This window comes from Terribacillus saccharophilus, assembly GCF_002272075.1.
GTDB lineage: Bacteria > Bacillota > Bacilli > Bacillales > Amphibacillaceae > Terribacillus > Terribacillus saccharophilus_A.
Genome location: NZ_NPBJ01000030.1, coordinates 1 through 14,415 on the forward strand (window position 1 = coordinate 1; position 14,415 = coordinate 14,415).

The 14,415-nt window shown below is 44.9% G+C and carries 18 protein-coding genes and 2 tRNA genes; 18 read left to right on the top strand and 2 right to left on the bottom strand.

The window, feature by feature from the left end:
• Positions 1-27: 27 nt before the first annotated feature.
• Entirely contained in the window at positions 28-798 is a 771-nt protein-coding gene (locus tag CHH48_RS15870) for a rhomboid family intramembrane serine protease (RefSeq protein ID WP_095220139.1), read from the bottom strand.
• Positions 799-954: 156 nt separating this feature from the next.
• On the opposite strand from CHH48_RS15870, the gene acpS reads away from it, so the two are divergent.
• The 15 genes from acpS (at position 955) to CHH48_RS15945 (ending at position 13,342) form a co-directional block, all read left to right on the top strand.
• On the top strand, positions 955-1,320 hold the full coding sequence (acpS, locus tag CHH48_RS15875; protein ID WP_095220140.1) for a holo-ACP synthase: 366 nt from the start codon (positions 955-957) through the stop codon (positions 1,318-1,320).
• Between the two features lie 61 nt (positions 1,321-1,381).
• Positions 1,382-2,893 (top strand): NAD(P)H-hydrate dehydratase, encoded by a 1,512-nt coding sequence (locus tag CHH48_RS15880; RefSeq protein WP_095220141.1) that lies wholly within the window; start codon positions 1,382-1,384, stop codon positions 2,891-2,893.
• Between the two features lie 50 nt (positions 2,894-2,943).
• Positions 2,944-3,963: a LolA family protein gene (locus CHH48_RS15885; protein ID WP_095220142.1), complete on the top strand. Its 1,020-nt coding sequence runs from the start codon at positions 2,944-2,946 to the stop codon at positions 3,961-3,963.
• 90 nt (positions 3,964-4,053) lie between these two features.
• Positions 4,054-5,220 (top strand): alanine racemase, encoded by a 1,167-nt coding sequence (gene alr / locus CHH48_RS15890; RefSeq protein ID WP_095220148.1) that lies wholly within the window; start codon positions 4,054-4,056, stop codon positions 5,218-5,220.
• Positions 5,221-5,376: 156 nt separating this feature from the next.
• Positions 5,377-5,652, top strand: a complete 276-nt coding sequence (locus CHH48_RS15895; RefSeq protein WP_038558136.1) for a hypothetical protein — start codon at positions 5,377-5,379, stop codon at positions 5,650-5,652.
• Positions 5,653-5,656: 4 nt separating this feature from the next.
• A complete protein-coding gene (locus CHH48_RS15900) occupies positions 5,657-6,007 on the top strand; it encodes a type II toxin-antitoxin system PemK/MazF family toxin (RefSeq protein WP_038558138.1) in 351 nt (116 codons plus the stop codon).
• Between the two features lie 208 nt (positions 6,008-6,215).
• The gene (locus tag CHH48_RS15905; protein WP_095220143.1) at positions 6,216-7,088 is read left to right on the top strand and encodes an RsbT co-antagonist protein RsbRA; all 873 of its coding nucleotides are present in this window, start codon (positions 6,216-6,218) and stop codon (positions 7,086-7,088) included.
• Positions 7,085-7,441 (top strand): STAS domain-containing protein, encoded by a 357-nt coding sequence (locus CHH48_RS15910; protein ID WP_038558142.1) that lies wholly within the window; start codon positions 7,085-7,087, stop codon positions 7,439-7,441. Before CHH48_RS15905 ends, CHH48_RS15910 begins: the two co-directional genes overlap by 4 nt.
• A 2-nt stretch (positions 7,442-7,443) precedes the next feature.
• Positions 7,444-7,845 carry an anti-sigma regulatory factor gene (locus tag CHH48_RS15915; RefSeq protein WP_038558144.1) on the top strand — a complete coding sequence of 134 codons (402 nt, stop codon included), beginning with the start codon at positions 7,444-7,446 and terminating at the stop codon, positions 7,843-7,845.
• 16 nt (positions 7,846-7,861) lie between these two features.
• Positions 7,862-8,872, top strand: coding sequence for a PP2C family protein-serine/threonine phosphatase (locus tag CHH48_RS15920; RefSeq protein ID WP_095220144.1), 1,011 nt, complete (start codon positions 7,862-7,864; stop codon positions 8,870-8,872).
• Between the two features lie 56 nt (positions 8,873-8,928).
• A complete protein-coding gene (locus CHH48_RS15925) occupies positions 8,929-9,258 on the top strand; it encodes an anti-sigma factor antagonist (protein WP_095220145.1) in 330 nt (109 codons plus the stop codon).
• Positions 9,259-9,260: 2 nt separating this feature from the next.
• The gene (gene rsbW, locus CHH48_RS15930; protein ID WP_038558151.1) at positions 9,261-9,737 is read left to right on the top strand and encodes an anti-sigma B factor RsbW; all 477 of its coding nucleotides are present in this window, start codon (positions 9,261-9,263) and stop codon (positions 9,735-9,737) included.
• Complete coding sequence (gene sigB, locus CHH48_RS15935; RefSeq protein ID WP_095220146.1) at positions 9,709-10,500, top strand: RNA polymerase sigma factor SigB; 792 nt, start codon at positions 9,709-9,711, stop codon at positions 10,498-10,500. The genes rsbW and sigB overlap by 29 nt, the downstream gene beginning before the upstream one ends.
• Complete coding sequence (locus CHH48_RS15940; protein WP_245840404.1) at positions 10,493-11,089, top strand: SpoIIE family protein phosphatase; 597 nt, start codon at positions 10,493-10,495, stop codon at positions 11,087-11,089. Before sigB ends, CHH48_RS15940 begins: the two co-directional genes overlap by 8 nt.
• Positions 11,090-11,179: 90 nt before the next feature.
• Positions 11,180-13,342, top strand: a complete 2,163-nt coding sequence (locus CHH48_RS15945) for a Tex family protein (protein ID WP_095220147.1) — start codon at positions 11,180-11,182, stop codon at positions 13,340-13,342.
• Positions 13,343-13,386: 44 nt separating this feature from the next.
• Here CHH48_RS15945 and cmpA read toward each other — a convergent pair whose 3' ends face one another.
• A complete protein-coding gene (cmpA, locus tag CHH48_RS15950; protein ID WP_093727607.1) occupies positions 13,387-13,509 on the bottom strand; it encodes a cortex morphogenetic protein CmpA in 123 nt (40 codons plus the stop codon).
• Positions 13,510-13,596: 87 nt separating this feature from the next.
• Between cmpA and CHH48_RS15955 the strand changes: the two genes are divergently transcribed.
• From CHH48_RS15955 to CHH48_RS15965, 3 genes are all read left to right on the top strand, one after another.
• Entirely contained in the window at positions 13,597-14,073 is a 477-nt protein-coding gene (locus CHH48_RS15955) for a SprT family protein (protein ID WP_095220150.1), read from the top strand.
• Between the two features lie 167 nt (positions 14,074-14,240).
• Positions 14,241-14,315: transfer RNA gene (locus CHH48_RS15960), tRNA-Asn, on the top strand.
• A 2-nt stretch (positions 14,316-14,317) separates the two neighbouring features.
• A tRNA-Ser gene (locus tag CHH48_RS15965) sits at positions 14,318-14,408 on the top strand.
• Positions 14,409-14,415 lie beyond the last annotated feature (7 nt).

The window sequence follows — 14,415 nt, forward strand, 5'->3', positions numbered from 1 at the left end:
CAATGGGATTTTAGTTATGTCCCAGCCTCAATTTATATAATCGTAGATACCGATAAGCACTAAAGCTGCAATAACAATCCATAAGATTACCTTCTTATTGGTTCGTCTTCCATAAGGTCGTTTTTTCCAGCGGTCTGCATCAAAGCCTACTTCATTATCACGCTGGCGAGGACGTTTGTTCCGATAGATGGAGAAAGGCTTTGCTTTGATAAGAAAGATCGGAGCTAGTACAAACCCAGCCACAGCTCCTGCCAAATGCGCTGTAAGGTTTATATTTGCGGTGAACAAGGACATGATGATACCAACAATGAAGATGATGACGATCAATTGCGCATTTCCGGGATCTATCAAGTGCTTGCGGAAATAGACCATAAACAGATAGATTCCGAACAATCCATAGATAGCACCGGATGCACCTATATGACTGACAAAGCTGTAAGGATCCATTACATATGTGACAGCATTTCCGATAATTCCGGTAAGCAAGTAAAACAAGGTGAACTTCAGTTTCCCCAGCATTTGCTCGAGAGCGGGTCCGAATATTACCAGGGAGAAACAGTTGAAAAGAACATGCGAAATGCTTCCAGGTGCGTGCAGAAAAATAGGTGTAACGAGTCGCCAGTATTCTCCGCCCGAGATGAATAGATTCACACCTGCTCCTAATTGATAAAGACTGCTCCCGAATTCAGTTGGGAGAAGTCCTGTAATGATCCAAAGCAGCAGATTGACTGCTACGATTAAGCTGATGACAGGATAGGCATATAAGTATTCTTTAAAGCTTTCATTTCTGCGGAACAATCCAATCCCTCCTTCAATACCTTCTATTAGCTATCAGCATAGCGTAAACCAATGCAAATTGCTTGTCATAACATCTTATAACTTTCCCCCCTGCTTTTATACATATAGGGTACAATACTCGGTAGAGAATTCAGAAGGAAGTTGGGTTGTACTATTATGATTAAGGGTATCGGTTTAGATATTACAGAATTGGCACGTATCGAAAAAGCGATTGTGCAAAGTGATCGGATCCTGAGCAGGATCTTGACCAAATCAGAACAAACACACTATTATTCACTGGTATCCGATAAACGGAAAGTCGAATTTGCTGCTGGGCGTTTCGCGGCAAAGGAAGCATACGCAAAAGCAAGGGGAACCGGCTTAGGTAAATTGGGTCTTCATGATATTGAGATAATGCCGAATGAAGCAGGTGCACCAGTACTTACAGCTAGCGACCAAGCTGAGGGGGAGCAGGTTTTCCTGTCGATTACCCATTCGGATGCTTACGCTGCTGCGCAAGTGATCATTACACAGGATAAATAGACTTGTTTGCATATTATTTGAGCCTGTCTCATAAATTGTAGTGCGGGTAGGAGGGAACAGCGTGTATATTGTCACCGCAAAGGAAATGTACGAAGTGGATCGTTATGCAATGGAGGAAATAGGGATCAGCGGCAGCATTTTAATGGAATCTGCCGGCCGAGCCATTGCAGAACGGATGAAACCGCTGATCGGAACCACGGACCGGATACTAGTCCTCTGTGGCTCCGGCAATAATGGCGGCGATGGATATGTAGTAGCCAGGACACTACTGAACGAAGGATATGACGTAGCTGCAGTCCAAGTAGGGCGTAACTTGACAGCTGATGCAGCAATGCATCAGCAGGTTTACGATCGGCTTGGCGGAGAAGTGATGGATGTAGAAGCAGACACTTTCCAGATGGCATTAGCTAAAGCTGATATCATAGTGGATGCGATGCTGGGCTTAGGAGTTCGCGGCAAATTACGCAGCCCCTATACGGAAACCGTACAGGCTGTCAACGACAGTGACGCACTTGTCTTTGCCATTGATTTGCCTTCCGGTGTACCGGCGGATGATGCTGTAGAATTTGAGGAAGCAATCCAAGCTGACTATACCTTCATCATCGAGGCACCGAAACCAAGCGCCTTCATTCAGAAAACAGCACCATACTACGGGGAATGGAAGACTGTATCCATCGGTCTGCCGGCTGCCTATTTGAGCAGACAAGCCGGTGCCAGAACATGGACTGAACAGGACGTGAAGCGGTCATTCCCGATCCGGCAGCCTTTCTCACATAAAGGGACAAATGGCAAAGGATTCCTCATCGGGGGAGGAATAGAAATGCCAGGATCAGTTACGATGTCCAGCATGGCTGCTCTTAGGGCAGGAGCAGGTCTTCTGACTGTCGGAACCTTGCGCCAGGTCATTCCATCTGTATTGTCTCACTTGGCAGAAGCGACATTCACTTCTTTGGATGAGGAGAATGGCGTGATAGTCGATACGGAAGACTTGGATGTAAGTGCTTATGATGCGATTGTCGTCGGCATGGGAATGGGAAGAGGCGAATCGACAGCAGCCTTGACGAAGCGGGTGCTGGAAGAAGCTGAAGTTCCTGTCCTTTTAGATGCTGACGGTCTCTATCATATCAAATCCGACCTGGAGATCCTTCGGAATAGACAAGCTCCGACAGTTTTGACACCGCATCCTGGAGAGATGGCCATGTTATTGGACATGAAAGTGCCAGAACTGCTGGAACGACCATTCGAGCTAGCTCGAAAATTTGCGATAGTGCACCAGGTACACCTCGTGCTGAAAGGGACATACACCATCATCACCGCTCCTGATGGCAGTCAGATTGTCAATACGACTGGCAACCCAGGCTTAGGTAAAGGTGGGAGCGGAGATGTACTTTCGGGTATTCTTCTTGCAATGCTCATGCAGCACGAAGATCCGATGGAGGCAATTGCAAACGGAGTTTACGTCCACGGGAAAGCAGCTGATGTATTGGTCGAAGATGCGCATTCACAGCAGGATCTGCTGGCAACTGATCTTATGAAAGGGCTCGCCAAGGTTTTTCGTAACATTTCCGATTGACGGGGACATGTTCTCTTTGTTCGCTTTATAGCTGACAAAGGAGTGTGACCATGAAAAAAATTGCTGGTTTGATTGTCTTTGCTGCCTTTTTATTCTTATTAACTGGCTGCAGTGAGGCCTCTCAGGAAGATGTAGTAAAGAAGCTGGAAGAGACATCAGCTGAGCTGCAAGGCTACAAGGCCGAAGCCACTATGAAGCTGAACACAGGAGAAGAACAGCAAGCCTATGGAATTGATGTGTGGTATCAGAAAGACAACCATTACCGGGTTTTATTGAAAAATGATACAGATGAGCAGGGCAGTCAGGTGATTTTGCGCAATAAAGATGGTGTGTTTGTGCTCACCCCTGCACTGAGAAAAAGCTTTAAATTCCAGAGCGAATGGCCTTATAACAGCAGTCAGCCTTATTTGTACCAATCGCTCGTGCAGGATGTGTTGAAGGACAATAATGCAACCTTTGAATCAACAGAAGAGCATTACGTGTTCAAGACGAAGACCACATATCAGAACAATACAACCCTGCCTTATCAGGAAATCTATTTCAATAAAAAAACATATACCCCTGAGCTGGTTAAAGTGTTAGATAAGGATAAAAAACCAATGGTCGAAGTAGCTTTTTCTGCATTCAAGCTTGATCCGAAATTTGGAGAAAAAGACTTTGAACTAGAGAACAATATGACAGGGTCCCTGTCCGGAGTGCCGGCTTCGGCAGTACCGAATGAACAGCAAGGATTGACTGTGTTATATCCAACAGAAACAGCGGGAGCAACGCTTGCTGAGGAGAAAGAAGTTAGTGCTGACGGGAAGGAACGGGTAATCCTGACATATGAAGGCGAGAAGAGTTTTACATTGGTTCAGGAGCAGGCAGGTGTATCAGAGACTGCAGCAGCAACAGCGGCGATACCAGCTAGCGGCGAACCTATCAGTCTCGGGTTCACCGTAGGAGCTATTACCTCTTCCAGTCTGACGTGGACAAACAACGGTGTAGATTATATGCTTGCCAGTGAGGAATTGACACGGGAAGAAATCCAGGAAGTGGCAGCATCCATTAATGGCCAGGCAATGAAATAATGAGCAGAAGCAGACGTACTGAGTCTGCTTTTTTGTTTTCCTGCTATAATAGACAAAGGTAAAATTTCTAGGAGATGAATACATATGAGGATCGACCATTTTTATCGGGATTCTTGGGTGGAAATAAATCTCGATCATGTTGAATATAATATAAAGCAACTGGCAGCACATATCGGAGAAGACAAAGGGATCTATGCGGTTGTCAAAGCGAATGCATATGGACACGGATATGCCCAAGTCGCGCAGGCAGCATTGAACGCTGGAGCATCGGCACTGGCAGTCGCTTTTCTGGATGAGGCGCTTCATTTGCGCAAAGCCGGAATACAGGCAGCAATTCTTGTGCTTGGAGCAACTCGCCCTAAAGATGCAGCAATCGCTGCAGACCATGATATATCGCTAACTTTCTATCGAAAGGATTGGCTGGAGGCAGTACGCGCCGAACAATTCCGTAAGCCGCTTCAGCTGCATATGAAGCTGGATACTGGAATGGGGAGATTAGGATTCCGGACAGTGGATGACATTCGTTCTGTATTGCCTTTACTTGATACCCCATCTCTAATACTGGAAGGTGTCTATACACATTTCGCAACAGCAGACGAAGCCGATTTGTCATATTTCGAAAGACAGCGAAGCAAATTCGATGAGCTATTCAAGGTGCTACGGGAGGAATGGCCGGACCCAGTTATCGTCCATACGGAAAATAGTGCAGCCAGCATGCGTTTTGCTGCGGATGAGTCGGATTTTGTCCGTTTCGGCATCGGCATGTATGGACTTTATCCGTCAAAGACCGTCAAAGAAGAGCATCCGATAGCTCTACGTCAAGCGTTTTCCCTGCACAGCAGACTTGTGCACGTCAAACAGCTTGAGGCGCATGAAGCGGTGAGTTACGGTGCAACCTATGAAACAGATAAACCGGAGTGGATTGGGACACTGCCAATCGGATATGCAGATGGATGGATTCGCAAGATGCAAGGGTTTGAGGTGCTTGTAGATGGCAAGAGAATGCCGATTGTTGGCAGGGTCTGCATGGATCAATGCATGGTGAAGCTGGATAAGGCTTATCCAGTCGGTACGGAGGTTGTTCTCATCGGTTCGCAGCTGGATGCTTTTATCAGTGTGGATGAAGTGGCAGACTGGGTAGACACCATCAATTATGAGATTCCTTGCCTTATCGGCGCACGAATGCCGCGCGTCTATAAACGCTCTGGTCAGATTGTCGAAACCGACAATGCGCTTAATCCTGGCGAAAGCTTGTAATATTCGGCAGAAAGTCAGCCTTTCTCCCATGCTTTTTGTTTGAAAAAGGCTTTTTTTATCAAAAAGTTCCGGAGGGTCCTTTGCAAACATAAGGCTCGGGTGGTATGATGAAAGTGGATTTTTACAGAAACGACCCGAGCGAATTGGTGGAGGTGTATGGTTGTGTCCGAAGGCTTACAAGAAATCGTTGTAAAGCTGCCTAAGAAACTCCTGAATGAGGTGGATGGTTTGATGCAGAACAATAACAATAGTCTCGATCATTTCTTCTATCAAGCGGCAAAGTCATACGTGCAGGAAAGAAAGAATATCCGTGAGACCATGCAGAAAGGGTACATGGAAATGGCACGTATCAATCTAAATATCGCTTCAGAAGCTTTCCAAGCTGAAGAGGAGGCAGAAGTAACGTTAGAGCGCCTTGTAAGCGGGGTGTAGGCTCTTGATCGTAAAAAGAGGCGAAGTCTATTTCGCCGACCTGTCCCCGGTAGTGGGATCAGAACAGGGGGGCGTGCGCCCGGTATTGGTCCTGCAGAATGATATCGGAAACCGATTCAGTCCGACCGTCATCATAGCAGCGATAACGGCACAGATCCAAAAAGCCAAGCTGCCGACCCACGTGGAGATCGATGCCAAGAAGTATGGCTTTGAACGGGATTCCGTCATTCTTCTGGAACAGATCCGAACAATCGATAAGCAGCGGCTGACAGATAAAATCACACAGCTTGACCCTCCAATGATGGAGAATATTAATCGAGCACTTGAAATAAGCCTAGGCCTTACGGAATTCTAGGTATAGATGGTCCTTGCGTTTAAACGTAAGGGCTTTTTATTTTGATTTCAGTCCTGCTGGAATTTGGTATATACTAAGAAGAAGTCGCCATATTGGAAAGGCGGGCGTATTGGTGTTAGATTAATACTAGATAAAAGTGACCTTGAACATAATGACTGAGCAAGTTCAGCCTTTGACAAGGTGAACGTTACAATACGGGGGTTTCATGATGGCAAAAAATCTGAAGGAGATTCTGGTCGAAAATAGTAACGGTTTGGTTCATATGTGGCTTGAGGAAGTCGCAGAGAAGCAGAAAGAAGTAACAAATTCCGCTATTTCACAGGATCTTTTCGAAAACACCAATCGGGAATTCGTCAATATCATTTTCGGCAGTGTCGAAAAGGAGAGTTTGACTTCTGATCTGGACAACTTTACAGAACGCGTAATTAACCTAGGGTGGCCGCTAAGCTATCTAACAGATGGTCTGCAGCTTTTTAAGCGTGTCGCAATTGAGTATCTGATTGAACATGAAGAACTGGATGTACCTGTACCGAAAGTGCTGCGGCATGTGGACGAGCTTGTAAATCCGATAATCAACCAGCTTGTGAATGAGTATTCCGGCAGCTGGGAAAATACAGTCTCACTCCAGCGTGTTGCATTGCAGGAGCTTTCTGCACCGTTGATTCCTGTTATGGACAATATAACGGTAATGCCGCTAATTGGAACCATTGATACCGAGCGTGCTAAATTTATCATGGAGAACTTACTCGATGGAGTAATCAAACACCATGCAGAGGTTGTGCTAATCGATATCACAGGAGTGCCAGTCGTGGACACGATGGTTGCACACCATATTATTCAGGCAGCAGAAGCAGTGAGGCTGATTGGTTCTACCTGTATCCTTGTGGGTATCAGACCAGAGATAGCCCAGACAATCGTGAATCTTGGGATAGATCTTAGTAAGTTCCCGACCAAAAGCTCTCTACGCAAAGGATTTACAACTGCTCTTGAAATGACGAATCAAATGATCGTACAAACAAACAGCGAAGAACAGACCATAGAAGAGCTGATCGATTCGCTTGATAGGAGTGAACAATCGTGAGAATTCCAATATTGAAGCTGCATAACTACTTGCTGATAAGCATCCAGATCGATCTTGATGACCAGACTGCGATTCAATTCCAGGAAGACCTGCTCAACAAAATTCATCAAAGCGGAGCAACAGGGGTGGTTATCGATTTGACTTCTGTTGACATTATCGACTCCTTCATCGCCAAGGTACTAGGTGATGTGGTGACGATGTCTGATTTGATGGGTGCAAAAGTGGTCCTGACTGGCATACAGCCAGCCGTAGCAGTAACGCTTATTGATCTAGGCATTCATTTGAATGAGGTAACCACGGCACTAGACCTAGAACAAGGATTGATCAAATTGCGCCAGGAACTGGAGGAGTGAAAATGGACTTCAGAACCTGTGTAAATATACAGAAAGAATGGGACATTGTCGGTGCCAGACAATTCGGCCGCGACTTTTCGAAGAAACTTGGCTTCGGAATTGTTGACCAAGCCCGTATAGCTACTGCTATATCGGAACTTGCGCGCAATATCTACCTGTATGCAGGAAGCGGTAAAATCTGCTTCGATGAGGTAGAGAACGTCGGTTCGCGCGGAATTTGCATTGTTGCCATCGATACAGGGCCCGGTATAAAAGATATCAGTCAGGTAATGGAGGATGGTTTCTCCACATCTGGAGGTCTTGGCGCGGGTCTTCCTGGTGTAAAACGCTTGATGGATGAATTCGATATTACGTCAAAGACAGGCGAAGGAACAGAAATCCGCGTCGTTAAATGGGTTCGTTAGAGGAGGATGATGCCAGGTGGATGCGCTTAAGCTAGATCTGTCACACTATCGGGAACTGCTCAAACAATACATCAATACACAAGACGAGTCTGCCTTATACGAGGCAGAGCAGATAAGTAAACGCTCCATCCAGCATAATATCTCGCTGGAGGAGATCATCAACACGCATATCAATGCGCTGGAAGATATATATCCTGAGCTTCCGGAGAACATTCAGCACTCGATGAGCTTCCTATTGGAAGTAATGATTTCCTACGGTCTGGCATTGCAGGAATTCCAGGATCTTCGTGAAACACAGCTGGAGATAAAATCGGAAATTTCCGTAGCGGCCAGAATGCAGAATACATTGCTGTCAACAGTGAAGCCTGATGTAGAAGGTTTCGATATCGGAGTCGTCAGTGTACCTGCCAATCAGATGAATGGTGACTATCACCATTTCATCCACCATGAAGATGGTACTGTAGGTATAACGGTGGCTGACGTGATCGGCAAAGGTATCCCGGCAGCATTATGCATGTCAATGATCAAATACGCAATGGAAAGCTTTCCGTCGGAGCATAAAAACCCGAGTGAAATATTGGAAAGCCTAAATCGGGTAGTGGAACGGAATGTCGATCCAAGTATGTTCATTACGATGTTTTACGCTCTTTTCAATCCAGCAGCCAGCACAATTTCCTATTCATCAGCTGGACATGAGCCAGGTTTCTATTATCACGCTGCTGACGATACCTTCGAAGAGATTCGAGCAAAAGGAGTCGTTCTTGGTGTGACGGATATGGCACAGTACCGTCAGTATGAAAGGGAAATCCATGCAGGCGATATGATTATCCTGCTTACCGACGGTGTAACAGAGTGCCGTCAAGGCGACCGCTTCATTGAGAGTGAAGAAGTGCTTGAGGTCATCAAGAGCTTCTCCCATCTCTCCGCACAGGAGCTGGTGGAAAACGTGTATAAGCACTTTGAGAAACTTCAGGACTTTCACCTGCGAGATGATTTTACATTAATAATAATCAAAAAAGATGTTTAAAAAATGAACAAACGGGTATTACATAGGAATGGTAACTAGCCCTTAGGAGGTACATGATGAACTTAACTGTTGACGTACAAGAAAAAGAAGGAAAATCAGTCGTTTTATTAGCTGGTGAAATAGATGCGTATACAGCTCCTAAACTGAAAGAAGCGCTTTTATCCCTTACCGAAAAAGAGGGCAATAAAGTGGAAGTTAATTTGGAGCAAGTTAATTATATGGACAGTACCGGATTAGGCGTATTCGTTAGCGGGTTGAAATCGACTAAAGAAAACAATAGTGAATTGAAGCTCGTACAGCTGCAGGACCGTGTATACCGTTTGTTCGAGATTACAGGTTTGATCGATGTGATCGATGTTGACAAAACAGTACAAGGTGGCTATTAATTATGGAATCTTTCGATTTTATCGAGATTAAAGTACCGGCTAAACCAGAATACGTTGGGGTAATTCGACTGACTAGCTCAGGTGTTGCAAACCGGATGGGCTTTTCCTACGAGGATATCGAGGATTTGAAGGTTGCAATCTCCGAGGCTGTAACTAACACTGTGAACCATGCTTATGAAAAAGATGAAGATGGCGAAGTCACAATTGGTTTCGGTGTTTATGAGAATCGGCTTGAAGTGATGGTCGCGGATCATGGCGGCAGTTTCAACTTGGATCAAGTAAAACGGAATATTGGACCGTATGAGGCTGCAGAACCTATCGAACAGCTGAGGGAGGGCGGTTTTGGTTTATTCCTGATCGACGCATTGATGGACAAAGTAGAAATCAATAGCGATTCCGGAGTGATCGTCCTCATGACGAAATACCTTCATGAAAATGGGGTGGGACTAGATGACGACCAAATCTCAACCACACAATAACCGTGAGGATGAGGTTTATAAATGGATAGATCATCTGCAAAAGTATCCCACAGATGAAGAAATCCAAGAAAAAATCGTACTCACATACAAAGATCTTGTCACATCTATAGCGAGGAAATATTCCAAGAACAGCACTATTCATGAAGATTTGGTTCAAGTAGGAATGCTGGGATTACTTGCAGCAATTCGCCGGTATAATCCGGAATTTGGTAAGTCCTTCGAATCATTTGCTATTCCAACCATTATCGGAGAAATCAAACGCTTTATTCGCGATAAGACATGGAGTGTCCATGTGCCGCGGCGAATCAAAGAGTTGGGTCCGAAAATTCGTAAGGCAATCGATGAACTAACTACTGACAATCAGAAGTCCCCGACAGTGGCGGAAATCGCTGCTTTTCTGGAAGTGTCCGAAGAGGACATCTTAGAGACAATGGAAATGGGCAAAAGTTATAAGGCGTTGTCTGTTGACAGGAAGATTGAAGCTGACTCTGATGGTAGTACTGTAGCAATTCTCGATTTGGTAGGTTCCACAGATAATGGCTACGAAGACATTGACCGCAGAATGTTGCTGGAAAAGGTCCTGCCAATTCTTAGTGAGAGGGAGCAGGAAATCCTTCGCTGCACTTATTTCGAGAATATGAGCCAAAAAGATACAGGAGAAAAACTCGGCATTTCCCAGATGCATGTATCGCGCCTTCAGCGCAGAGCTTTGCGCAAACTGCGGGAAGCTTTACAAGCCGAAGGTGCTGACAGCTTTGATTGATTCCTATCTCCATATGGAAGTGTCGGCGTTTCAGGAGCCAAAGAAAGGCAACTATTATTGCGGAGATAGTTATTTCTACCACGAATCGGAGCATGAATTTATCTGTGTCCTGGCAGATGGACTCGGAAGCGGAGAATTTGCAAAAGAGTCATCACAGGTAGTGGTAGATATTATTCGAGACCATGTACACAGCGGTATCGATGAATTGATCAGGAGATCAAATGAAGTGCTAGTCGGAAAACGCGGAGTCGTCCTCGGGATCCTAAAGGTAGATTACCGAACAGGCAGTTTTTCCTTCACTAGCATCGGAAATATTGGGATCATGACGATTACGAGTGGAAAAAGGGAACGCTGTATACCGAGCCAAGGTTTTCTTGCTGGGTATCCTCGGAAATACAAGATATCTCGAGGAATCTTACAGGATGACATGATATTCGTCATGTTTTCTGATGGAGTTTCTGATAATGAGCTTACGCAGGACCTTTTTAAAGAAAAGGATGTGCGTAAGATACGAGACATGTTTGCACTTTCCAAAAAGAAGCCGCATCAAGACGATATTACATTGATTGCTATGAAATACACGGAATAGGATCGGTGCCTTAAAATAGGTGCTGATCCTTTTTTTATCTGTCCAGTAATTCTGCTACAATATATATAGAAGCAGTCAGGAGGAGCAAAATTGGAAGCAACTATTCAAAGCAGACTCATCCAATGGGTCGAAAAGGAAACATCAATTAAGCAATCATCTATTAAACAGGTCATTAATCTGCTGGAAGAAGGCAATACAGTACCATTTATTGCGCGTTACCGGAAAGAGCAGACTGGCGCTCTTGATGAAGTTGAAATCAAAGCAATTCAAGATAAATGGGATTATGCACAGCAGCTACATCAGCGGAAGACAGAAGTAATCCGTTTGATAGAGGAGCAGGGTAAACTGACAGAGGAACTAAAGCGTGATATTCTCGCAGCTATGCAGTTGCAGCGTATAGAGGATCTATATCGTCCATACAAGCAAAAACGGCGCACAAAAGCTACAATTGCAAAAGAAAAAGGGTTGGAACCTCTTGCAAAGGGACTGTACGAACAGACAATCCAGCACCTTGAAAAAGAAGCCAGAACTTATCTGGACCCTGAAAAGGAACTCCAAACAGTCGAAGAAGTGCTGCAAGGAGCAAGTGACATAGTGGCCGAATGGATTAGTGAGCAAGCAGCTTTCCGAGATTACATTCGAGAAAAGACAGAGAAGCAAGGCGTTCTGTTAACAAAAGTGAAGAAAGCAGAAGACGATGAAAAGGGCGTCTACGAAATGTACTATGAATATCAGGAACCTATACGGCAGATGGCGTCCCATCGGACATTAGCTGTCAACCGGGGTGAGAAGGAAGGCATACTGCGGGTAACTGTTGAGCCTCCAGCAGATGTTATCTTAACTTATCTTAAACGGAAAGTTATCAAGCAAAGAACTGCTGCTGATGTTGCATCCGCCTTGCAAGCAGTTATCGAGGACAGCTATAAGCGGCTCATCCAGCCATCAGTCGAACGGGAAATTCGCTCCATGCTGTCAGAAAAAGCAGAAGAGCAGGCAATTAAGATTTTCTCAGAGAACTTGAAAAACCTTCTTCTTCAGCCGCCATTGAAGGGTCGGGTTGTATTAGGAGTGGATCCAGCTTTCCGTACAGGCTGTAAGCTGGCAGTAATAGATGAGACCGGAAAATTACTCGAAAAAAACGTCATCTATCCTACTGCCCCGCGTCATGATGTCAAAGGTGCTAGTAAAGTCGTTGAGACATTATTAACTAAATACGATGTTGAACTGATTGCAATTGGTAACGGAACTGCATCACGGGAAACAGAACAGTTCATTGCAAATGTTATTCGGCAGATGGAAAGCAACGTCGCTTATATAATCGTAAATGAAGCGGGTGCAAGTGTGTATTCTGCATCAGAATTAGCGAGAAAAGAATTTCCTGAGCTGCAAGTAGAAGAACGCAGTGCTATTTCCATCGGCCGCCGAATCCAGGATCCATTAGCAGAACTGGTTAAAATCGATCCAAAATCAATAGGTGTTGGGCAGTACCAGCATGATGTAGGGCAAAAAAGATTGAACGATTCACTAGGATTTGTCGTGGAGACTGCGGTAAACCAAGTAGGCGTCAATGTGAATACAGCTTCTGAATCTTTGTTGCAATATGTATCTGGATTTAGTAAGACTGTGGCAGCGAATGTCGTGAAGCAGCGGAATGAGATTGGTAAGTTCTCCTCACGTAAGCAGCTCAAGTCTATTCCGAGGCTTGGCAGTAAGACATATGAACAGAGTATCGGTTTTCTGCGTGTCCTAGACGGCGAAGAACCGCTTGATAGAACACCGATTCATCCAGAGAGTTATACTGCTACAAAACAGCTCTTGAAGCGTCTTGGTTCGGATGTAGTGGATATAGGAACTGATAAGCTGCAAGAGAAGCTTGCGGAAGTTGATATAACCGAGATTGCTGCAGAATTGGGTGTTGGTGATCTTACGCTTCGGGATATTGTACAAGCCCTTAATCAACCAGGAAGGGACCCGCGCGATGATTTTGATCAGCCATTATTGAAGCAAGATGTGCTGGCAATGGAAGATCTTAAAGAAGGAATGGAACTACAAGGGACTGTCCGAAATGTCGTTGATTTCGGTGTTTTCGTCGACATAGGCGTTAAACAAGATGGTCTTGTCCATATTTCCAAGATGTCTAATAAGTTCGTGAAACACCCAATGGATATCGCATCGGTAGGAGATGTAGTCACTGTCTGGGTAGATAAAGTGGATATTGACAAACAGCGAATTGCACTTACAATGGTGAAGTAACAACAGCAGCGAAAAAGCCCCTGCCCCCTCGTGGGACAGGGGCTTTAGCCGCCGTTTGAATGCTGTTTCTGCTTATAGAAGAACCAGCATTGATTCAACACCTTCAATTGGTTAACGTTTTTTGTAAGGAAAGCTTGAGATAGTTGATTTTTCAACCAATTAGGCATTCTTTTACCTCCTGCAGCCCATGGATGTCGGGAAAAATGAATGTCTGCTGCATCATATGCATGATAGGAACTGGAGGTGCCTGCGTGATGAAAGAAATAACGATACATAATTTGCAGCAAATCGTCGAAGAGATTTCTATAGAATGGTTCAATCGGCCATTTGTTGATACAGCAAGGTATAACAATCGACTGCGAACTACTGGAGGCAGGTACTTGCCGGGTAAACGACTTATTGAGATCAATCCGAAATATCTGCAGGAGTTGGGACAGGAAGAAACAATCGGAATTATTAAACACGAACTATGTCATTATCATCTTCATATAGAAGGTAAAGGGTATGGCCATCGGGATCCGGAATTCAGGGAGCTCCTTCAGCAAACAGAATCACCGCGCTTTTGCAATATGCTTCCGTCATTAAAAGAAAAGAAGCTGCTATATTATAAATGCACGAAATGCGGGCACGTTTATAAACGAAAAAAGACAGTGAATACGCGTAAATATGGATGCGGTAAATGCGGGGGGAAGCTGAAAAAGCAAGAGAATACAGGATTGCTGGAGAAATAAAACGAGAAAAAACAAAAACTTTCAAGAAAAGTGTTGACGTGTTCTGTAATCCATGATAAATTTATTAAGCCGTCGACGAACGGCACGAAAAAAATCACGAAAGTGGTTGACACATAGCGAAAGATGTTGTAAGATACATAAGGTCGCTAACATGTGACAAACATTATTCCACAGTAGCTCAGTGGTAGAGCTATCGGCTGTTAACCGATCGGTCGCAGGTTCGAATCCTGCCTGTGGAGCCAATGGAGAAGTACTCAAGTGGCTGAAGAGGCGCCCCTGCTAAGGGTGTAGGTCGTGTAAGCGGCGCGAGGGTTCAAATCCCTCCTTCTCCGCCATCTCAAA